Origin of the sequence: Lutimaribacter pacificus, from assembly GCF_900142185.1 — a bacterium.
In the GTDB taxonomy this organism is placed as follows: domain Bacteria; phylum Pseudomonadota; class Alphaproteobacteria; order Rhodobacterales; family Rhodobacteraceae; genus Lutimaribacter; species Lutimaribacter pacificus.
Window position 1 is genome coordinate 1 of sequence record NZ_FQZZ01000017.1, and the last position, 19478, is coordinate 19478.

Consider the following 19478-nt stretch of genomic DNA (forward strand, 5'->3'; position numbering starts at 1 on the left):
AGGAGTGCGATGACGCGGACTTCGAGGGAAGCCACATTTTGAGCGCGGGCGCTCAGTGCCGTCGCCGGGGCGCCGACGGCGGCCAGGATGTGCAGATAGAACCGCCGTTCGTCAGGTGCGGGCGGCGCTTGCAACAGCAGAAGCGGTGTGCGGGTGATGCCTGACGGCGGATCGTATTCTGGTGCGTACTTGCGCGACAGGTTTCGGGCGATCATCGTCTTTCCAATCCCGGACGCGCCATGCACAAGAAGGCCCGGCATACGGGTTTGCCGTGGCGCTTCGATCATGCCCTGCAAACGGTCCAACACTTGTTCGGCCCGTGGAAAGCCGATCCAGATGTCCGATTGAATGAGGGCGATCCGACCGTCTTCCTCAGTTGTCCCTGCCGTCAATTCACCATCTCTCTACCTTGAACAATGGGCGCGATGTATCACCCGTGTCGATCGCGCGCAGCCCTTCGGTTGTCGAGACAGCCGAGTTGGTGCCCTCCAATGTCCCTTTTCTTTCACGCGACCGGCGTTCCGCCTTGGTCAGTCCCCGGCTTTCAGCCTCGACCTGGCGTTGCTGTCGGATCAGCTCAGCCAGGACCAACTCATTGGACCCCGACTTGCCCAGAGCGCGTGCCTTCCTCATCGTCTCACGATATTCCCAGAGGGACACGGGCGGAATTTCCAGGTTTCTGTACCGCGCCTCAACATATCGGCTATCGTCCAATTCGACCCAGATCATTGAGATATCGCGAGGATCGTAGCGAACGACCACCTTTCCATCCCCGCGCCCAATGTGGCCTGCAAGGGCATCCGACCAGTACCGTATCTGAAACAGATGGATGCCGTCACGCCTGACCTTGCGCAGTTCGCTTGGCAGGAAGCTCACCCGAAAGGCTTCCATCTCAAAGGGGATGTCGCCCATCATTTCTTCCGAGAGCGCCTCCCATTTGGCAACGGGCGTGCAGCCAAGACTTGAATGAATTCTGTTGTTGTAGCGGCAGATTTCCAGGGCAAACCAGCGATCGAATTCGCTCAGGGTCATCGTGGCCATGCCTTCGGCGTCATAGTCGCCCTTGGCCGCGACCGACGATTGCGTTGTTCCCGGCAACAGGTGAACGGCCCCCATCATCGTCCCGATCAACCGTTCGATGTGACCTCCGAAGTGAGGACTTCCCGGCGGTCGATAGACCAGATCGATCCCCCATTCCGTACATGCCGATCGAAAGGCTCGCGACCGGAAATCGTGGCCGTTGTCGACATGGATACTGTGCGGTTTGCCCTGCGCGGGCCAAGGAGTATTGCACGCCAATTCCGCCAGAAGTTCCGCCTTCGGGGCCACCGCCTGCGTTAGGCAAAGCGCCACTGACAGACGCGAAGGTGCCTCGAGAGAAGCATAGTATCCGGTTACCATCCGCGTTGCGACGTCGATCGCCAAGGTGACCCAAGGCCGGCCAATTGGTTGACGTTCAAAGCTGTCGACAAGAATGATGTCCGCGGGCGTATGATCAATTTGCACGATCTCCAGAGGCTGACTGGCCTTGTTCTCACCTGTTGCCGGCGCAAATTTCTGGCGGGCCGCCTTTGCACCCTCTCGTGCCTTCGCAACTTCTCGGGCATCCATTGCATCCAGACGCCGCTGAACCGTCCGCCGTGTCGGCGGCTGCAAGCCCTGTTGCCAGCAGACACTGCGGATCTCTGTCACGACGCGCGAGAGGCTCGAACGCTCCCGGCGCAAGTAATACCGGCGAAGATGCTCTTCGATCACCGCTTCGACCTTGCCGGATATCAAGGTCGTACCGGCCGGGCGGCCCCGTTTCCGCGGAGCCAGAGCGCTGGTGCGCCCACCCTCTTCCGCCAGCCGCCTTATCCAACGCCAAACCGTCGCCCTGCTGACACCAAGCTCCCAAACGGCGTCATTGACGCCGCTTTCCAGACTGCCAGTACCTTTGAGATAGGCCTGAACAAGCGGACGCAGCACGGCGGCCCTGCGCGCCTCTTCAGCACCAACGCCAACGGAGTCATCCATCGATATTTGCCGCACAAGTCTGTGAACCCTGTCTCAGCTTTAAGGGCAAGAATATCAGAATTAAAGGCAAAATCTCATACTTAAGGGCAAAGCATAGCCGTTGATTTCGTTGGATTTCGCATCTCACAATTAAGGGCTACGCGACACCTCCGGACAGCAGGTTTCATCTTTTTCGAAATTATCCCGAATTCCGTCAGAAGCGCTGCCAGGCTGTAGGCTTTCGCAATGGTCTGTGTTGTTGCGCGGACGTAGCGCGTGGCTTTCGCGCACCCGACGGCATCAGTTCAGTCTGGCTGTCAGATAGGTATTCCGCGCAACAGGGCCATGGGCACCGTCATCAGACCTGCCTTGCACATATCTGGCCCGCGATGTGGCCTATGCGCTGGAGACGAGTGATGACATGCTCCCCTTCCGCCTCAAGCTGTGGCTCGGCAAAGTGTTCGCTCTTTCAGAGGGGATTCGTGACGTCGTTGCCTGCATCCTGATGCCGCGCCGCAACTCTCAGGTTCCTCGCTGCCGGAAGATGCGGAAGGCGACGAGGAAAAGCGGCGCGCCGATGGCGATCAGTGACAGCGCGCTCGGCCAGAGCTCGCGGATCCCTACGCCTTTGAGGAAAATCCCCAGAGTCACGTCCATGTAGTGGCGCAATGGGCTTGCCAGGGAGGCGATCTGAAGCACTTTCGACATGCTTTCGATCGGCGCCAGCGTGCCAGACAGGAACATCAACGGAAAGAGCCCGAAGAACGCCAGCAGCAGCGCCTGCTGAAGCGACCGGCTGACGCTGGCGATCAGAACACCGATGGCGATGGCGCTGAGCAGGAACACTGCGGTGAGGCCGAGGAAAAGAAGCAGACTGCCGCGCAGCGGGATGCCGAACCACCAGACGATCAACAGGCTGGGAAAAACCGACAGAAGTCCCATCACCAGCGTCGGCAGGGTCTTGGCGACGAACAACTCAAACGTCCGGATCGGCGTGACGCGCAATTGCTCGATCGTTCCCGCTTCCTTCTCGCGCACAATGGACGCGGCGGGATGGATCACGCCGACCATCAGCGCGGCCAGCGCCACCATCGACAGCACGATAAAGGCGGTAAAGGTCTGGTCGGGGTTATACCAGACCCGCACCATCGGCACCGGTCCGACCGCAACCCCACCGCTGTTGCCGCCATTGATTGAGAAGCGCCCGACGATCTCGAGGGCGTAGCCCCGCGCCTGGGCCGCCATGTTGGAGTTCGCCCCGTCCAGCAGCAGTTGCAGTTCAGGCGTCCGATCATTCTGAAGTTCGCGCTGGAACCCCGGCGGCACCACCAACGCCACCCGGGCACGTCCGTCCTGCAGCCAGGCACCGGCCTCGGTCGCGCTGGCGGGCCGGCCAGCATCGGCGAAGACGTCCGTTGCGAGAAACTCCTGCACCAGGGTGCGGCTTTGCGGGCTGCGGTCCAGATCGACGACTGCCAGCGGCATGTTCTCGACCTCGAAGGACAGCGCATAGGCGCAGATCACGACCTCGATCGTGTAAAGCCAGAGGATCAGGATCAGGATCAGCGGATCGCGCAGGAGCTGGATCAGCTCCTTCACCAGCAGACCTGCGAGACGTGCGCCCATCACGCCACCTTCTTTTTAAAACGCCAGACCGCGAGCGCAAAGATCACCAGCGTATAGGTCAGCAGCAGCAGCACCGACGGCCACAGCTCGGCCAGGCCCGCCCCTTTCAGAACCACACCGCGCGAGAAATCCACGAAATATTGCGCAGGGAAGAGCCGCGTGTAGAGTTGCAGCACGTAGGGCATGGTGAAGATCGGAAACAGGAAGCCGGAAAACAGGAAAGACGGCATCAGCGAGAGGATCAGTGTCAGCAGCATGGCGACAAGCTGACTGCTGGTGATCGTCGAGACGAGAAGGCCAATCCCGACCGTGGTGAAGACATAGATCATGCCGACCCCGAACAGCAGACCGAGACTGCCCTTCAGCGGAACCGCGAACCAGAGGAAACCCACCGCGATCACCATGACGATCTGCAGGAACGCGATCAGCCCGTAAGGGATCAGCTTGCCGGACAGGAACTCCACCGGCGTCACCGGCGAGGCGAATATCTGCTGGATCGAACCGGTCTCCTTTTCGCGGGTGATCGCGAGAGCGGTCAGAAGCGGCGGGAAGGCCATGAGGATAACGCCGAACAGGCCGGGCACAACAAAGTTCACACTACGCAGCGCGGGATTGTACCAGACGCGCGCCGCCACTTCGATCGGCGGTGCCGTCTGGACACCGAAACCGGTGATGATCGCGTTGGCATAGGCCGCCACCAGATTGGCGGTTGCCGAGAATGTCCCATCCACCAGCGCCTGAACCGGAGCGGGTTCCCCCCCCGCGAGTTGGTCCGCGAAACCTGGCGGAATGATCAGCGCAAGCGTGACGGCACCGCGCTGCAACGCGGTCTCGGCCTCGATTGCGCTTTGGTAACTCTCGGCCATGGCGAAATACCCGCTGGCCAGAAAGCGATCGACAAGCGCCCGGCTTTCCGCCGACCGGTCATGGTCGAGCACTCCCATCGCGACGTTGTCCACATCGAACGAGATCGCGTACCCGAACAGGAACAACATCACCAGCGGTATGAGCAACGCCACCGCGACGGTAACTGGATCCCGGACGATCTCCTTCGTTTCTATCTCGACGATGGCGAAGATCCGCGACAGCTTCATGAGGCGGCTCTCTCCGACTGCGGCCTGGCCCGCTCGCGTTCCATGAAGGCCAGAAAGACATCCTCCGCCGTTGCCAACTCCCGCCCGGGAAAATGCGCGCGCAGTGCCGACAGGTCACCGATGGCGATCATGCGACCCATGTCCATCAGGCCAAGACGGTGACAATAGGCCGCTTCCTCCAGATTATGGGTGGTCACGAGAACCGTCATTCCCCCTTCGGCGAGGATCCGGATCAGGCGCCAGAACCGGAACCGCGCCAGCGGATCGACGCCCGAGGTCGGCTCATCGAGGAACAGCGCCGCCGGGCGGTGCAGGATGCTGCAGCCAAGCGCCACGCGCTGGCGCACCGCACCGGAAAGACGTGCCACCATCTCACCATGCTGGCCACCGAGTCCGGTCATCTCCACCGCCCAGCCGATCGCCTCGCGCGCATCGCGCCGCGACAGTCCGTATGCGCTGGCGAAGAATGACAGGTTTTCGCCAACGGTCAGATCGGGATAGAGCGAAAACCGTTGCGACATGTAGCCGATGCGCTGCCGCAGTTGACCTTGGTCCGACGTGACCTCCACGCCCGCCACCGTCGCGCTGCCTGACGAGGGCGGTAACAGCCCGCAAAGCATGCGGATCAGCGTCGTCTTGCCCGCGCCGTTCGCTCCGAGCAGACCGAAAATCTCGCCCGGTGCGATGGTGAGGGTGACATCTCCCACCGCGACGAAATCGCCGAAGCGGCGGGTCAGCCCCTTGGTTGCGATCTCTCCGGTCTTGCCTGTTGCGGCACGGGCGGCGGGCCGGGTCGCCACAGCGGTCTCGGCTTCTCCCGGTACGGACTCATCCCCGCGCAGGATCGTGAACACGTCCTCCATCCCCGGCTCCGCCAATGCGAGCTGTCCAAGGGCGTCCATACGCGCCTTCTCATCCTGCGAAATATCTGCGCCCGGCTTCATCACGAAACGCACGCTGTCGGCGCGCCACTGGATGCCCAAGACCCCGGCCATTCCGTGCAGTGCCGCCTCGGCTTCCGCTGGCCGGTCCGAGACGATGGAATGGACCAGCCCCTTCGCCTGCGCGCGCAGTTCGTCGGGTCGCCCGAGCGCCATCAGCCGGCCGCGGTCCAGAAACGCCACGCGGTCGCAGCGGTCGGCCTCGTCCATGTAGGATGTCGAAAGCACGATCGTCGCTCCCTCGCTGCGGAAGTCGTCGAGGATTTGCCAAAGCTCCCGGCGCGAGAGCGGATCGACCCCGAGCCCGGGCTCGTCGAGAAGCAGTAGCGGCGGCTCGTGGATCAGGTTGGCGCAGAGTGCGAGCTTCTTGCGCATCCCCCCCGACAGCGCCCCCTCGCGCCGGTCGAGAAAGGGCGTCAGCCCAGCCATGTCGAGCAGTCGGCGGCGTCGGGCCATGTAGTCCCCGCCCGGCACACCGCGGATCTTGGCGGCGAAGGACAGGTTCTCGGCCACGGTCAGCCGGTCGTAGAGTGTGAAACCCTGGGCCATGTAGCCGATCTTCGACGTGATCTGCGCAGCCTCGTTCACCGTGTCGTGACCCAAGACCTGGCACCGACCTTCGCTGGGATCGAGGATCGCCGCGAAAAGTTGCAGGAGCGTCGTCTTTCCGGCACCGTCCGGCCCGACCAGGCCGACGATCTCGCCAACACCGATCTCGATGTCGATGTCGCTCAACGCCAGGACTGACCGATACCGGCGCCCGAGCCCCTCTGCTTCAATGACCATGTCGTTCGTTGCCATGGCGGACCCTTTGCTATGTCGGCACGAACAGCCGGTCGGGCCATCCGGCATCGGGTTGCCACAGGATCCAGACATCGGCCGGCATCCCCGGTTTCAGCACGCCGTCGGGATTGTCGATCACGAGCACCACGCCGAAGACCAGACGCACCCTTTCGTCCGGCATGTGGATGTCACGCGGCGTGAATTGCGCGGTCTGATCGACCCTCGCGACCCGTGCCTCGAACAGCCGGTCGGGGAAGGCATCCACGCGCAGGCGCGCGGGCGCGCCGAGCTCCACCTGTCCGATCCGGCTTTCGGGAATGAACACACGGACCTCCGCGCTGGTAAGATCGAGCATCGTGACCAAGGGCTGTCCCGGTTGAACGAATTCGCCCGGTTCGACCGCCCGGATCAGCACGGTGGCGGTCAGCGGCGCGGTGATGCGGGTCTTGGACATCTGATTGTCGAGAAGGTCGATCTCGCGCCGCACGGCGATGATGCGCTTGCCCATCGCGGTTGTTCCAGCCTCAAGCGCTGTCACATTACCTTGCGCGGCGTGAAACGCATTCTGGGCGATGTCCAACGTCTGGGCCGGGACCGTACCGCGTTCCTCGAGTTCCCGCACCCGGTCCAGCTCGATCTCGGCTGTTCCGAGATGATGCTGGGCTACTTCCAGTTCGCTTTCCGCGCGCCTGAGTTCCGCCGCAAGCGCTTCAATCTCCGCTTCCGCGCGGGCTTTGTTCAGCCTGGCATCGGTGTCGTCGAGCCTCACCAGCAAGTCGCCCTCGGCAACCAACGCGCCTTCGACGAGATTGTTTTCCACGACGCGGCCGGCCACTTCGGCGGAAACCCGGATTTCCGTGCCCTCCACGACGCCATTTGCGTAAAGAACCTGCTCGGGAAGCGGTGCGGGTCGGAGAAAGGCATAAATGCCGTAGGAGCCCCCGGCGATCACGAGAAGTACGAGCGCGGTCCAAATCCAAGTATTGCGCATCGGGAACTCCTTTCAGAATAAAGACACCGGATTCCGAAGACGGCGCAAGGCGGCACCAACGGCACCTCGATCATTGAGATCTATACGTCATAAAGGCACTCGGGACAAGTTACGGGAGTATATCCGAGTAGTTAGCACGGTCAACCATCCCGCGTTGTGCAGTGTGCCATCAAACACAACATGTAGTGTGTCGAGTTTTTCACCAATATCGGCCGTTTTGGCCGCCCTGCCCTGCCCCACGCAGGATCAACCGCTTAGACGTGACAAAATCCCCCGGCAAAACCTTTGCAGTTTTGGCAGGTTTTTGTCACAGTGAACCATGATTATCGGATATGCCCGCGTCAGCACGGACGACCAAAACCTTGATACCCAGACCGATGCGCTGACAGCAGCCGGAGCTGGCAAACTTTTCGCAGACAAGATCAGCGGATCGAAGCGCCAGCGGCCAGAGCTGGACAGGATGCTGGACCAACTCCGCGACGGCGATGTTGTGACCGTCACCAAATATGACCGCCTGGCTCGGTCCCTCAAAGACCTTCTGGAGATCGTGGAGACCATCGGCGAGCGCGGTGTCGGCTTCCGGTCCCTGGCCGAGGACATCGACACGACGACACCGGCCGGCCGTCTTGTGTTCCACGTCTTTGCATCCATCGCGCAGTTCGAGCGAGAACGGATTTCCGAGCGGACGAAAGAGGGTTTGGCGTCAGCTCGCAAGCGCGGACGGATCGGTGGCAGACCCCCTGCCCTGTCAGCCGCCCAAAAAGTCGAAGTGCGGCGTATGAGGGACCAGGACCACCGCGCTGTTCCTGAAATCGCGCGGCTGTTTAAGGTCAGTGAACGGACGGTGCGGCGGGCTTGAGCGGTTGCCGAAGCAGTGCCTTGACGTTTCGTTTGGTTTTCGTATATACAAAAACTATGATAATGATTGTCTGGGATGAGCCGAAACGGCAGGCCAACCTTGCACGGCATGGGTTGGATTTTGCTGACCTTGATGAATGGTTTTTCCTCGACGCCGTGACGGTCCCTGCAAAGGAAAACCGTTACATGGCTATAGGGCGCATGAACGATGGCACCATCGCCGTGGTCTTTGCTGTTCTGGGAACGGAAGGCGTGTCGGTTATCTCCATGCGCCCTGCAAGCCGCAAGGAAAGGAGCCTGCTATGAATGCCAAGAAGCACACACCTATCTCTGACGCGGAGGAAGCCCGCATTCAGAAGATGATTGCCAGCGATCCTGACGCAGCTGAGGTGACAGACGACCAAATCGCCAAGGCAAAGCCATTCACGGAGGCTTTCCCGGCCCTAGCCGAGAACATGCGCAAAAATGTCGGCGGACGTCCACGGTCCAAGAATCCCAAAGTGCCGGTGTCGATCCGGCTGGATCAGGATGTGGTCGCAAAGTTCAAAGCGACAGGTCCAGGCTGGCAAAGCCGGATCAACGATGTGCTGCGTAAGTCGGCGGTTCAGTAAGCCAAGCACTGGCGCGGTCAGATTTGTTTTGCTGGACGCCAAGCCTCTATAGATTACACCACTGTGTCGTGATAGGATGAGTATATACTCATTTGAGTAAAAACTCATTTACACAAGGTGGCTGACTTGCCGATTATCTCGATACTGAATCCCAAGGGTGGCAGCGGTAAAACGACTATCACCACGAACCTTGCCCGTTCGCTGCACGAGCGCGGCCACAAGGTTCTGATAGTCGATTCCGATCCGCAGGGCAGCGCCCGAGACTGGCACGCGGCCAACGAAGAGAACCCCCTGCCCCTTGTCGCGCTGGACCGGGCAAACAACGTCAAAAGTCTGCCGAATGTCGCCGCCGCCTACGATTTTGTCATGGTGGATGGCGCGGCCAAGCTGGAGGACATGATCGCCGCGAGCATCAAGATCACCGATTTCGTGTTTATCCCGGTGACACCCAGCCCCTACGACCTGTGGGCCGCATCGGACCTGGTGGAGTTCATCAAGGCCCGTCAGGAAGTGACGGACGGCAAGCCTGCGGCGCGCTTCATCATCAGCCGTGCAATCGCCGGAACACGTCTTGGCGACGAGATCGTCACGGCACTCGCGGAACAGGGGCTGGGTGTGTTCACCACACATATCACGCAGCGGCAGGTCTATCCCCAGACCGCGAGCGAAGGAGGCACGGTATTTGACAGCAAGAACGCCGATGCCTTGGCGGAGGTAAACGCCCTGACAGACGAAATTCTCGCCTTCATAGACGGGGAGGGTGCGTGATGGCACTTTCGAGCAAACGACCGAGCCAGCGCGACGAGATCAAGTCGAAGCTACTGAGCGACGTGACCGAAACGAACGAGAAGAAGCGTCGTCTGAACGCGGAGATCGAGGACTCGCTCTATCGCCGCATCAAGGGGCGGGCAGCGGAAGAAGGCCGGACTATATCCAGCATCACCCGCGATCTATGGGTTGAGTATTTGAGTAAATGATCTTTTGAGTAATTACTCTACCAGCCATTACGGCCTCTCTTTTTATACCAACTCTTGCAGAACCCAAGAAACGCGGCATCCGGGTTCTTCGGAGGCTCTTTCTGTCTTGCAGCGTAGGTTCGCCATTCCCCGACAAGGACATTGATGTCCCATGTCGGCGCAAGCTCCCGCGCCGGTATTGTCACATTAACTCGCCCTAGATTGCCGGTGTAGCGGCGTCGGCATAGGTAGTGTTGATGCAAACTCAGAACATCAGTTACAAGCGCCACCGGTTTCCACCCCAGATCATTGCTCATGTTGTCTGGCTCTACGCCCGGTTCAACTTGAGCCTGCGCGAGGTCGAGGAGATGATGCTGGCACGTGGCGTAGACGTTTCGTACGAGACGATCCGGCGCTGGACCGTCAAGTTCGGCCCTCGGATCGCCCACGTTCTGAGGCGACGGCAGCCGCGCCCCGGCGATGTCTGGCACTTAGACGAAGTCGTCGTGAAGATCGCGGGTCGGTCATACTGGCTGTGGCGTGCCGTCGACCAACACGGCGTTGTTCTTGAGGAAATCCTGCAATCGAGGCGAGACAAGCGCGCGGCAAAGCGGCTTTTGGTTAAGCTGATGAAACGCTGGGGCGTCGTTCCCAAAAGGATCATTACGGACAAATTGCGATCCTACGGCGCCGCTAAGCGCGAGGTCGCGCCTGGCCTTGATCATTGGTCCCACAAGGGGCTCAATAACCGTGCAGAAAACAGCCATCTACCTTTTCGAAAACGAGAGCGGGTGATGCAGGGTTTCCGATCACCGGCTGGATTACAACGCTTCGTCTCGATGCAATCTGCAACCCGCAATCGCTTCTCCGTTCCGGCCCGCCGACGCTCCGCCCTCACTATCCGTTACCATCGGCTCGAAGCGTTCGATGCCTGGAAAATGGCGGCCTGCATCACCTGACATTCCCAGAGCCCGGACCCTTCCAGGAACGAAAGAGTTAATGTGACAACACCGCCGAATGGCCGTCATGGCCCGAGTGGTCCATCTTGCAGACATGGTTCGGAACCCGTTCGCCCGTGCAGTGGAAGCCGCAGGATTCGATCGCCTCGCGCAGCGCGTCCTCGCCCAGCACCGTCTCGTCATAGTGGACTGTCACGCTGGCCGAGGCCGGGTTCGCTTCGGCTCGGTGCACTCCGTCGAGGGCCGATAAATGACGTTCGACCGCGAGGTGATCGAGTTCCTCGAACAGCCCGCGGACCTCAAGGGTCAATGATTTCATGTTGGCTCCTGTCCACTTTCCTTGCGATCGAGAACGACCGTTTAGGTAAATAGACGTTGCCCACTCTCTGACGTTACAACGTTGGTTGGCAAAAATCGTTACGGTTTGATTTTTTGGCGTGTTCCACCTTCTCGAGTAAGTGACCGAGATACGTCAGTTACAATTCATTTCGTAACGATATCCCTCGTTCAGCGTCTATTTCGATGCAGGGTTTAAGCGAACATGCGGCTGCTGTATGCGTTTTTCGAACATGAAGGCTGAACATTGACGGATTTCACGAAACCAGTCGGCAAGACGCACAAATCCTTTGCCCTCGTGTTAAGTGGTGGCGGGGCGAGAGGCCTGTCACACGCCGGTGTCCTACGCGCCCTCGTCGCAAGGGGCTATACCCCGAGCGCGATCGTAGGGGTGTCCATGGGTGCGGTCGTCGGCACCACATACGCCATGAACGACGATTGGTTCGACGCATTGGTCGCCATGGACACCAGCGGGTTTCCGGCAACCCCGGACTTTCGCTTGCCAGGTCTAACCGCTCGGATGAAAGGCCTTCGAACCGCTTTGCTTGCCGCGCGGGACATGTACTTCGGCTGGGGAGTTGGAGCGCCTGCCGAGACATGGGGCCGCAGCGTCCTGTCCAGTCTGACGCAAGGTAAAAATCTTGAGAATGGTCGCATCCCGATCTTTGTCTGCGCGACGGATATGCTGACCGGGAAACGTGTGGTCTTTGGCAAGGGGCGTGCCACGGATTACGTCTATGCCAGCGCGGCGCTTGCCGGGATATTGCCGCCCTTGGTCGATGGACCGCATGTGCTGATGGACGGGGCCTATGCCGACATAGCGCCGGTCGATGTTGCAAGGGCAACAGGCGCAGAGGTCGTGATCGCGGTGGACCCAAGTCAGCGCGAAAACGCGGTTGGCCCGAAAAACGGCATGCAGGCGATGCTGCGATCCATAGAAGTCTGCCAGTATGAACATGCACGGCTGCGGTTCGATCAGGCGGATCTGGTGATACGACCCGATTTCGGGCGCTCGATCGGCACACTGGAATTCGGGCTCAAACGTCGCTGCATCGCTGCCGGGGCCGTTGCCACGCGCCGCACATATGCAGAAATCGCGGAGTTGCTTGATCCCGGGCAGCCTAAGCGGCCGGCCGACCCGCTTGCGGGTTGAAAAGCCAGATCACTGCTTTGACGCGAACGGCGCGAACTGCCCTCTGCGTCAATTGGGAATTACCTTCGCAAACAGCCCCATCAGCGCCGTGACCAGCGCGGTCGCACAAAGCACGACCAACAGCCATCGCTGGCACGGGAATGCCAATCACCGCCGGCCACGGATAGCGTGTCTCGATTACCGCGCCGAACAGCAGCACCTTGCCAACAAATCCGAACGGCGGTGGAATCCCGGTGAGCGAGAGCGGGAACGCGACCATTGCAACTCCGCAGTCCTAGATGCAGCCTCTTGGTCAGACCGGCCTGTCGGGGCGACACTGAACAGCGTCTCCAAGTCGTACTCGCAGGATGGTCAGTGGCACAGACGGCGACTAGGATAAATCTAAGAACCTGTTACGTGGTATCGGTTTGGGCGACGGACGTTTTCAAACTGAAAGAAACGGAGAGAAGTTTCCATGTGCCTATCCGCCCAGGTCAGCTTTGCCGCCAGCGTGTTCCTTGTCGGCGGCGGGACTGCCATTTCGATTTTGGCCTTGCAGCGCAACAAACGCTACTTGCCGCTTGCCCTGATGCCGCTTTTCGCCGGCCTTCAGCAATTCACGGAGGGTTTTGTCTGGGTCGGCATGAACGGAAATGATCCCCTGACGGTTTTATGGGGGGCCATGGGGTTCATCTTTTTCACTTGGTTTATCTGGCCAATCTGGGTGCCGTTCTCGGTCTACGTACTCGAGCCGGACGAGAGTTCCCGCAAGAGGCTGTTCCTGCTGCTGGCCCTGATCGGGCTGATTTTCGGTCTATTGCTTTACATCCCGCACGGGCTCGACAGCAGCATGGTCGTGGTCGAGATCAACAATCAGTCGCTGGCCTATGAAAAATCCATGTGGCTTGATTTCATGATGCCGCGCTGGTTGACCAACACGATCTACGTGACCCTTATCACCTTGCCCCCGGCACTGTCGCATTACAAGCATGTGCGCCATTTCGCCCTGACGCTGGTGGCGGTCATCGTGGTCGACATCGCCTTCCTGCAATACGCCTACATATCATTTTTCTGCCTGCTGGCGGGTCTGGCAACACTGCATCTGGTTTACATCATCCTTACCAACAAATGCGCCCGCGAATGCCCTGAACTGTTCGCCTGATCCCGTCGTATAGCTTTCCGTGTCGCAGTTTGATGGACTTACGGGATCGCTTCGTCGCTAGACAGGGCAGTGGCAATCATCGGGGTCCTCCAGGCAGCAGGCTCCGCAATGGTGTTGGATCACCTCACGCAAAGCAGCGCGTGCTCTGTGCAGTCGAACGGCAAGGGCGTTGCGGTTCAAGCCCATATCGGCGGCCACCATTCCCCGATCCTCTTCACCGAAATCAATCCGCCGGATCAATTTGGCATCAATGGGACGAAGCTCGGTAAGCAGCCTGCTCGGGCAAGTGCATGGCCGCGCCATCTGCACCGGCGCATCGGCAACCAACTCTTGCGGTTCTCGTGCGACAGCCACGGCCAGCCGGCTGTGCCGTGTGGTCTTGCGGTAATGATCGTTCATGGTGGACCGCAGGATCGCGTATAACCAGGCATCCATCCGCTCGACGTCGCGCAGCTGATCCTTGCGCGCCAGGACGCGGATGCAGAACTCCTGCAGGACATCCTCGGCGTCGGCGCGGTTGCGAAGCCGTTTCACGAGAAACCCCAAAAACGCCCCCCGCCCGTCCAGCAATGCACGCTGGATCGATGTTTCACTGTTTTTTTCTTCTATATAGCCGTTCATTCGAGTTCCTCCTTTTCGTGGCTCCTTTCGATCACGCAACCGTATTCGGCTTCTGGTCGGCTGCGCCTCCGGAGCGTCTGAACGCGTACAGAATCAGAGCCAGTCCGGTCAGGATCATCGGTGCGGAAAGCACTTGACCCATCGTTAACCCCCATTCGCCGAAATGGAGCGCATGACCGATCGGATTTTCAGTGGTCACGAACTGCATGTCCGGCTGCCGGAACAGCTCCACGAAGCTCCTGGCAGAGCCGTACCCGATCAGAAATGCGCCGGTCAGGGCGCCGGGGGTCTTAAGCCAGCCGCGGTGCCAGGCGAGATAGAGTAGGAGCGTACCGAGCAGCAGCCCTTCCAGAAGCGCCTCGTAGAGCTGCGAAGGATGGCGGGCGCAGAGGCTGGTAATGCCTTCGCAGGCTTGCGCCGCATCGCCCGGGAAGATCACCGCCCATGGAACATCCGTCGGTCGACCCCAAAGCTCGTTGTTGGTGAAATTCGCAAGCCGCCCCAGAAACAGTCCCGGTGGGGTTGCCAGCGCAAGCAGGTCAGCGGTGCTGAGCATGGGCGCATTCTGGCGCAGACAGAATGCCAGCGTGGCGATCGCAACACCTGCGAAACCGCCGTGGAAAGACATGCCGCCCTGCCATACCTTGAGGATTTCCAGGGGGTTGGCCAGGTAGTAGTCGGGCTGATAAAATAGCACGAAGCCCACGCGTCCGCCGACGATCACGCCCAGGATGATCCATGTCAGGAGGTTCTCGATCTGCTGGCGATCAAGTGGCGGCCTGGCCGATGGCCAGAGTGCCGAGCGACGAACAGCCGCCAGGCAGATGCGCCATCCGATGAGGATGCCGACGATATAGGCAAGCGCGTACCAGCGCAGCGCGAACGTGAAACTGCCGATCTCGATCGAGAACAGATCGGTGCCGATGTCTGGAAATTGTATCGCCGCGGTCAGCATGGATGCGCCCTTTGTCTTTTTCGTTGAACCCGAAAACCGAAATGCTGCACGGATCCGGTCGTGATGGCAATTGTAATCGAAACGCGGATGTTGTTCTCGGGACCTATGGGACGCAAGGCGACTTCTCATGGCAGCGATCGTCCCCGGGTTTTCTTCCGGAGGCACATGTCGGGCTCGAAAGATGGGGAGACCACTGTCCGAGTATCTATCACCGGTCGGTGTTCGTCGATTGGCGGGACTATGAGGGCAATTATGGTTTCGAACAGGTTAATTACTGACGCTGACTCTGTGTAGGCCCAACAGGCCCGAACGTATTTGGAGACGTTCCGAAACATATAGCGAACGGAGCATTTGTAGACCCCACCCAAACGTCACCCCTCAGCTTCAGCAGGACTGGGACACTTTGAGGCCGACACTGTGGATTGTACTGCCAGCGATTTTCTGAATGCCACGGGCGACCGCGACGAATGCGTACTCAAGCTGTATCGTCGTCACCGTGCTCTCGTGAGGCATCCGCGAGCTGACGCCACTGACCCCAGCGAGGGATGAACATCGGTACCCGTCGTTGATAGTCACGGTAGGCTTGGCCGAATCGGGCCAAGACCTGCTTTTCCTCGCGGCGGGCCAGCCAAGTATAGACCAGGACAACCACGGGAAACAGGCCGACCGAGAACAGCGTAGGCCAATGCACCACACCTTCGCCAAACAAGGCAATGAATAGCCCGGTGTACTGGGGATGGCGCACGAACGCGTATAGGCCATCGGTTACCAGCCGGTCTTGCCCCCGGGCCTTATGAACCTGACGCCAGCCTTGGATGAAAATGCCGATGCCGGTAAAGGCGAGCGCGTAGCCAAGTAGCATCGAGATCAGCATGCCGGTTTCGCCCAGTCCGACCAGTGTGGACCAGAGACTCGCGCTGACATAGTCGCTGTCGAGGCCGAAGAAACGCACCAACAGATAGATTGTAAGCGGAAAGCCATACATCTCCGCATACAGTGCAATGATGAAGGCCTGCACCACGCCTGCGCCAGCCCATTCGCGCCAATTCTTCGGTGCAAAATAGCGATAGAAAAACCAGGAGATCAGCACGATAACAATGAGTGCTATACCCCAGGCACCAGCGTGGTTGAACGATTCGTTCATTACTCAATTCCTTGTAGTGAAATCCACTCGGTCGCGTTGATATGGCCCGCCCGGCGCCGGTATTTTCATGGCTGATGCTAGCCTCGCCGGTCGGCGCTGTCGGATTGATCGCGCGGTCGCAACCTCGATGCCTCCCGAAAGGGAAAGGTGACATTAGGCCACCAGCAAAAGAGGCTCCGCTGCATCTACGATATCAAGCCAGACGTGTTGCCTGGATTTGATGGCTTATTCTTCCCTGTCGGGAAAAGTCTCGAGATAGGTGATCACGTCCTCGACTTCCTCTTCCTTTCGCAAACCGGCAAAGGTCATCTTGTTACCAGGAATGAATTCCCGAGGCTTCCTGAGATATTCGGCGAGGGTCTCATGGGTCCAGATCAGCCCTTCTTCACCAGCCTCGGTCATGCCGTCGGAGTACTTGAAATCCTCCAGAGTCCCCGCCTGCCGCTCGATAATACCGTTCAGGATTGGACCCACACGGTTCTTCGCATCTTCGCCAACCTGATGGCAGGCCTGACATTTTCTGAAGACTTTCTTGCCCTCCTCGGCATCGCCATCGGCAAATGCCGGAGTTGAAAACGCCGCGAGCGCTGCGACGCCTGTGAATATCTGTTTGATCATTGTTTTCTCCTCGTGATCAGAAAAGTCGGCCATATGATCTTTCGGCTGTCATTCTTCACCTCCAATCATTCTGACGCTATAACTTCGGTTCCGTTACAGCTTACAGCCCGCCGCAGCCTCAAGTCAGGTTCGCGCTGTCGTGGAACTCTTTGCGGCGATGCTCGATCTCGTGCCGCAGCGCCCGGCGGGCGCGGTGCAGCCGCACGCCCACGTTGTTGGAGGTAAGTCCCAGCTCCGCGGCAACACGCTGACGCGATGTCTCTTCAAGATCCACGCGGCGGATTATCTCGCCGTATTCCGGCTTGAGCGCCGGCAACAGATCGCGAATATAACCGCACGCGGAAAGCTCGTCCTCAGGCCCGGGGGCGACTTCGCTGCGGGGTTCGCGCGCAAAAGCAGTCTCTCCCTTCTGGCGTGCGGCACGGCGGCGATTTACGCAGTGCCGCACTCGCGGTGTTGTATCGCTTGGAAGAACGTCTGCTTCAGCTTCGCGATGCCAATGAAACTGCTTGGCTGCTCTCCAACGAGGCCAACAAAGTGGTGGGAGAGCCCCTCGCGGCGCTTCGCCAATGCGCCCACCAGCTGGGCGACAGAATTGACGCATCAGATGAGGCAAGCAGCCGGAAATTCCTGTCAGAGGTCCGGGATTTGTCCGACGAACAGCTTCTTCAAAAGCTGGCCGAGCGCGATGGAACGGTGATCAGGTGGCGGGACGGTCGTATCGGTCTGGGACCAGCAGCCGGAGAGATGCCAAGCATCGATGCAAGCGAACCCGTCAAGGATGCCGAGTTCGCACCCCAATTATTCCGACTTTACAATCTTCATTGCCTTGTCACCGAACTGAACGGCGATGTGAACCCAGGATGTCGGGACACAGCAGCTGAAGAACGAGCATGACGAACACAACGCTTATCACCCTCTTCATGCCGCCCAAGGATTGTTTCGGGGATTTCGGTTTCTTCTGCGGATTTACGGCAACGCCCAATGTGATGGGGCAGATCCGGCGCAGCTTCACTGGAGAAATGGCGCGCCCCGTGTTAGCCGCGTTCATTCACCCGACCATGAACGCAATTTCGGACATATCGGGCCTAGCCTGGATGTGGATGCGACTGCAGGATCGAGGTTACAACCTGTTGCATGCCAAGGTTGCTTTGCTGGGATTTCGCAAACGCGATGAAGATGGATATATCATCAGGCTCGCGGTCAGCACGGGAAACTGGACGCAAGACCCTTTGACGGACAGTATCGACCTGTTCTGGTCAATTGATCTTCAGACCGATGATCCGAAAGATCAGGATATTGCAGATATTCGGGCGGCCTGGAACATGTTTGAATGGCTGCGTGAACGCGGGGATTGCGCGCTGATCGAACGGGAATATGACGGCGCGCTGCCCTATGCGCGCCTTAAGGAACAGATCGGTCACCTTCCGGCCTCTACCTTGCCGCCGCGCTTCATCGACAGCCGGTCTCAGGCTTTGCTCCCACAGGTTGTCGATCGACTTGGACTGGGAAAAAAGGCAGATCGCCTAATCCTTGGGTCCGGTTATTTTGAAGCAGAAGGCGATGGTGGCGCGAGGCTGCCTGAGAGGTTTCGCGAGAAGCTGGTCGAAGAAAAGCTCTTGAAGAAATCTGCGACTTTGGACCTGTTTTTGAACCCGCTGTCCTGTCAAGGTCTGGCCATGCGTGGCCCGGCCCTGACCGCGGCTGGTTGGAATCTCAGGCGCCCGATTTCCGCTATGCATGGCGAGGATGGGCAACTTCACGCTAAGTTTGTATTGCTCGGCGCAGGGCACGACGAGGCCGTTGGGCGCGTCTATCTAGGGTCGGGAAATCTCAGCCGGAACGGATTTGAAAAGGCCGCCAGCGCGGGTGGCAATCTTGAAGCGGGCGTTGTCGTCGATCTTCCCAAAGGCTTGAAATGGCGCAGCCGAAAGAACAGCAAGCATGGTTTTGCGACCCTGTTGCCAATCCAGTTCAACGAGACCGTCGAACCTTCGAAGCTACACTCTGGCAGCGGGTTTGTGCCCCCCGAGGAGCCTGAAACCCTGCCGCCAGTGTCTTGGTTGATCTGGAAGGATGGTACGATCTGTGCGCCAGGCGGGATTGTTCTGGATGTCATAGGTCCAGACGGTGCATCGTGCCCCACGCCCTGCATCTGGCCTGCACCTGCTCCAGCCGTTGTCTCGCTGACACACGGTGGCTGGCGCGTTCCCGTGATCGCGGAGGGCGTGCTTGTTGTGCCGCGGCCATCCGAATTGACGGTGGAAGACGTCTTGGCCGGCCTGCAGGCGTTCCCAGAACCCTTGGACGCAGATCAGCCCGATGACGGACCCGAAGGCGGCGAGCCAATGGTAGAAGCCTCGGACACCACGGATTTGCCACCCGCAACCTATGCTATTCGCCGGATGATGAGCCTTCTGGTGCGGCTTGGCGAGATCCAGGCAAGACTTGACCCGCGAGATTGGCAGCGTTGGTGTCGAGAACTGCGTCAGACTTTGCGCGCGATCTGCAAGCAGGAGCAGCCGATGATTGGCTTTTTTCGCGATGCGAAGGCAAATCCCTTGCCGGCATTAATGGACCCGCGGATGTGCCCTGGCGATATCAACCTGACCTTGCTGGAACAATCGTTGAAGGCTGTGGCTCGGGAATGGAAGATCGATGACCTTCCGTCGCTTTGGGCTGACGAGGACATGTGA

The 19478-nt window shown here is 59.5% G+C and carries 23 protein-coding genes and 1 pseudogene; 11 read left to right on the forward strand and 13 right to left on the reverse strand.

Translation table 11 applies throughout. The features are described 5' to 3' along the window. Both F3H87_RS21105 and F3H87_RS21110 read right to left on the reverse strand, forming a co-directional pair. Window positions 1-392: TniB family NTP-binding protein (locus tag F3H87_RS21105; protein ID WP_149792015.1), on the reverse strand; the 392-nt coding region annotated here is incomplete at its 3' end. A gap of 1 nt (window position 393) precedes the next feature. Further along, window positions 394-2016 carry a Mu transposase C-terminal domain-containing protein gene (locus F3H87_RS21110; protein WP_149789486.1) on the reverse strand — a complete coding sequence of 541 codons (1623 nt, stop codon included), beginning with the start codon at window positions 2014-2016 and terminating at the stop codon, window positions 394-396. 287 nt (window positions 2017-2303) lie between these two features. On the opposite strand from F3H87_RS21110, the pseudogene F3H87_RS21115 reads away from it, so the two are divergent. Continuing rightward, a pseudogene (locus F3H87_RS21115) lies at window positions 2304-2474 on the forward strand (IS66 family transposase); the annotation flags it as partial. 43 nt (window positions 2475-2517) lie between these two features. On the opposite strand, the gene F3H87_RS21120 reads toward F3H87_RS21115, so the two are convergent. Genes F3H87_RS21120 through F3H87_RS21135 form a run of 4 tightly spaced genes read right to left on the reverse strand, consistent with a single transcriptional unit; the run spans window position 2518 to window position 7430 of the window. Then, window positions 2518-3621: an ABC transporter permease gene (locus tag F3H87_RS21120; RefSeq protein ID WP_108693633.1), complete on the reverse strand. Its 1104-nt coding sequence runs from the start codon at window positions 3619-3621 to the stop codon at window positions 2518-2520. Then, entirely contained in the window at window positions 3621-4715 is a 1095-nt protein-coding gene (locus tag F3H87_RS21125; RefSeq protein WP_149789487.1) for an ABC transporter permease, read from the reverse strand. Before F3H87_RS21125 ends, F3H87_RS21120 begins: the two co-directional genes overlap by 1 nt. Then, the gene (locus F3H87_RS21130) at window positions 4712-6457 is read right to left on the reverse strand and encodes an ATP-binding cassette domain-containing protein (RefSeq protein ID WP_207768776.1); all 1746 of its coding nucleotides are present in this window, start codon (window positions 6455-6457) and stop codon (window positions 4712-4714) included. Before F3H87_RS21130 ends, F3H87_RS21125 begins: the two co-directional genes overlap by 4 nt. A gap of 13 nt (window positions 6458-6470) precedes the next feature. Beyond that, window positions 6471-7430, reverse strand: coding sequence for an HlyD family secretion protein (locus F3H87_RS21135; protein WP_108693630.1), 960 nt, complete (start codon window positions 7428-7430; stop codon window positions 6471-6473). A 319-nt stretch (window positions 7431-7749) separates the two neighbouring features. Between F3H87_RS21135 and F3H87_RS21140 the strand changes: the two genes are divergently transcribed. The 6 genes from F3H87_RS21140 to F3H87_RS21170 all read left to right on the forward strand — a co-directional run bounded on the left by F3H87_RS21140 (window position 7750) and on the right by F3H87_RS21170 (window position 10814). After that, window positions 7750-8289 (forward strand): recombinase family protein, encoded by a 540-nt coding sequence (locus tag F3H87_RS21140; protein ID WP_148057207.1) that lies wholly within the window; start codon window positions 7750-7752, stop codon window positions 8287-8289. A gap of 62 nt (window positions 8290-8351) precedes the next feature. Further along, window positions 8352-8594: a BrnT family toxin gene (locus F3H87_RS21145; RefSeq protein WP_223228164.1), complete on the forward strand. Its 243-nt coding sequence runs from the start codon at window positions 8352-8354 to the stop codon at window positions 8592-8594. After that, window positions 8591-8899 carry a BrnA antitoxin family protein gene (locus F3H87_RS21150; protein ID WP_148057205.1) on the forward strand — a complete coding sequence of 103 codons (309 nt, stop codon included), beginning with the start codon at window positions 8591-8593 and terminating at the stop codon, window positions 8897-8899. The genes F3H87_RS21145 and F3H87_RS21150 overlap by 4 nt, the downstream gene beginning before the upstream one ends. Before the next feature lie 126 nt (window positions 8900-9025). Continuing rightward, a complete protein-coding gene (gene parA, locus F3H87_RS21155; RefSeq protein ID WP_148057204.1) occupies window positions 9026-9667 on the forward strand; it encodes a ParA family partition ATPase in 642 nt (213 codons plus the stop codon). Continuing rightward, window positions 9667-9876, forward strand: a complete 210-nt coding sequence (locus F3H87_RS21160; protein WP_148057203.1) for a hypothetical protein — start codon at window positions 9667-9669, stop codon at window positions 9874-9876. Before parA ends, F3H87_RS21160 begins: the two co-directional genes overlap by 1 nt. A 236-nt stretch (window positions 9877-10112) precedes the next feature. Further along, complete coding sequence (locus F3H87_RS21170; protein ID WP_149789488.1) at window positions 10113-10814, forward strand: IS6 family transposase; 702 nt, start codon at window positions 10113-10115, stop codon at window positions 10812-10814. A gap of 37 nt (window positions 10815-10851) precedes the next feature. Here the strand turns inward: F3H87_RS21170 and F3H87_RS21175 are convergent, their stop codons facing one another. Further along, window positions 10852-11133: a heavy-metal-associated domain-containing protein gene (locus F3H87_RS21175; protein ID WP_223228165.1), complete on the reverse strand. Its 282-nt coding sequence runs from the start codon at window positions 11131-11133 to the stop codon at window positions 10852-10854. Window positions 11134-11448: 315 nt separating this feature from the next. Between F3H87_RS21175 and F3H87_RS21180 the strand changes: the two genes are divergently transcribed. Next, window positions 11449-12303 carry a patatin-like phospholipase family protein gene (locus F3H87_RS21180; protein ID WP_223228167.1) on the forward strand — a complete coding sequence of 285 codons (855 nt, stop codon included), beginning with the start codon at window positions 11449-11451 and terminating at the stop codon, window positions 12301-12303. Here the strand turns inward: F3H87_RS21180 and F3H87_RS21185 are convergent. After that, entirely contained in the window at window positions 12272-12562 is a 291-nt protein-coding gene (locus F3H87_RS21185) for a hypothetical protein (protein WP_223228166.1), read from the reverse strand. The genes F3H87_RS21180 and F3H87_RS21185 overlap by 32 nt on opposite strands. Window positions 12563-12757: 195 nt before the next feature. On the opposite strand from F3H87_RS21185, the gene F3H87_RS21190 reads away from it, so the two are divergent. Further along, window positions 12758-13444, forward strand: coding sequence for a DUF6629 family protein (locus tag F3H87_RS21190; protein ID WP_107978333.1), 687 nt, complete (start codon window positions 12758-12760; stop codon window positions 13442-13444). A 57-nt stretch (window positions 13445-13501) separates the two neighbouring features. Here F3H87_RS21190 and F3H87_RS21195 read toward each other — a convergent pair whose 3' ends face one another. The 5 genes from F3H87_RS21195 to F3H87_RS21220 all read right to left on the reverse strand — a co-directional run bounded on the left by F3H87_RS21195 (window position 13502) and on the right by F3H87_RS21220 (window position 17230). Further along, window positions 13502-14065 carry an RNA polymerase sigma factor gene (locus tag F3H87_RS21195; RefSeq protein WP_149789490.1) on the reverse strand — a complete coding sequence of 188 codons (564 nt, stop codon included), beginning with the start codon at window positions 14063-14065 and terminating at the stop codon, window positions 13502-13504. A gap of 31 nt (window positions 14066-14096) precedes the next feature. Beyond that, window positions 14097-15020 carry a prolipoprotein diacylglyceryl transferase gene (gene lgt / locus F3H87_RS21200; protein WP_107978331.1) on the reverse strand — a complete coding sequence of 308 codons (924 nt, stop codon included), beginning with the start codon at window positions 15018-15020 and terminating at the stop codon, window positions 14097-14099. Window positions 15021-15495: 475 nt separating this feature from the next. Continuing rightward, entirely contained in the window at window positions 15496-16164 is a 669-nt protein-coding gene (locus tag F3H87_RS21210) for a methyltransferase family protein (RefSeq protein ID WP_149789491.1), read from the reverse strand. Between the two features lie 225 nt (window positions 16165-16389). Then, on the reverse strand, window positions 16390-16782 hold the full coding sequence (locus F3H87_RS21215) for a c-type cytochrome (RefSeq protein ID WP_149789492.1): 393 nt from the start codon (window positions 16780-16782) through the stop codon (window positions 16390-16392). A 118-nt stretch (window positions 16783-16900) separates the two neighbouring features. Then, window positions 16901-17230: a sigma factor-like helix-turn-helix DNA-binding protein gene (locus F3H87_RS21220; protein WP_149789493.1), complete on the reverse strand. Its 330-nt coding sequence runs from the start codon at window positions 17228-17230 to the stop codon at window positions 16901-16903. 17 nt (window positions 17231-17247) lie between these two features. On the opposite strand from F3H87_RS21220, the gene F3H87_RS21225 reads away from it, so the two are divergent. Beyond that, window positions 17248-17679: a hypothetical protein gene (locus tag F3H87_RS21225; RefSeq protein WP_188129273.1), complete on the forward strand. Its 432-nt coding sequence runs from the start codon at window positions 17248-17250 to the stop codon at window positions 17677-17679. Next, window positions 17676-19478 carry a phospholipase D-like domain-containing protein gene (locus F3H87_RS21230; protein WP_149789494.1) on the forward strand — a complete coding sequence of 601 codons (1803 nt, stop codon included), beginning with the start codon at window positions 17676-17678 and terminating at the stop codon, window positions 19476-19478. The genes F3H87_RS21225 and F3H87_RS21230 overlap by 4 nt, the downstream gene beginning before the upstream one ends.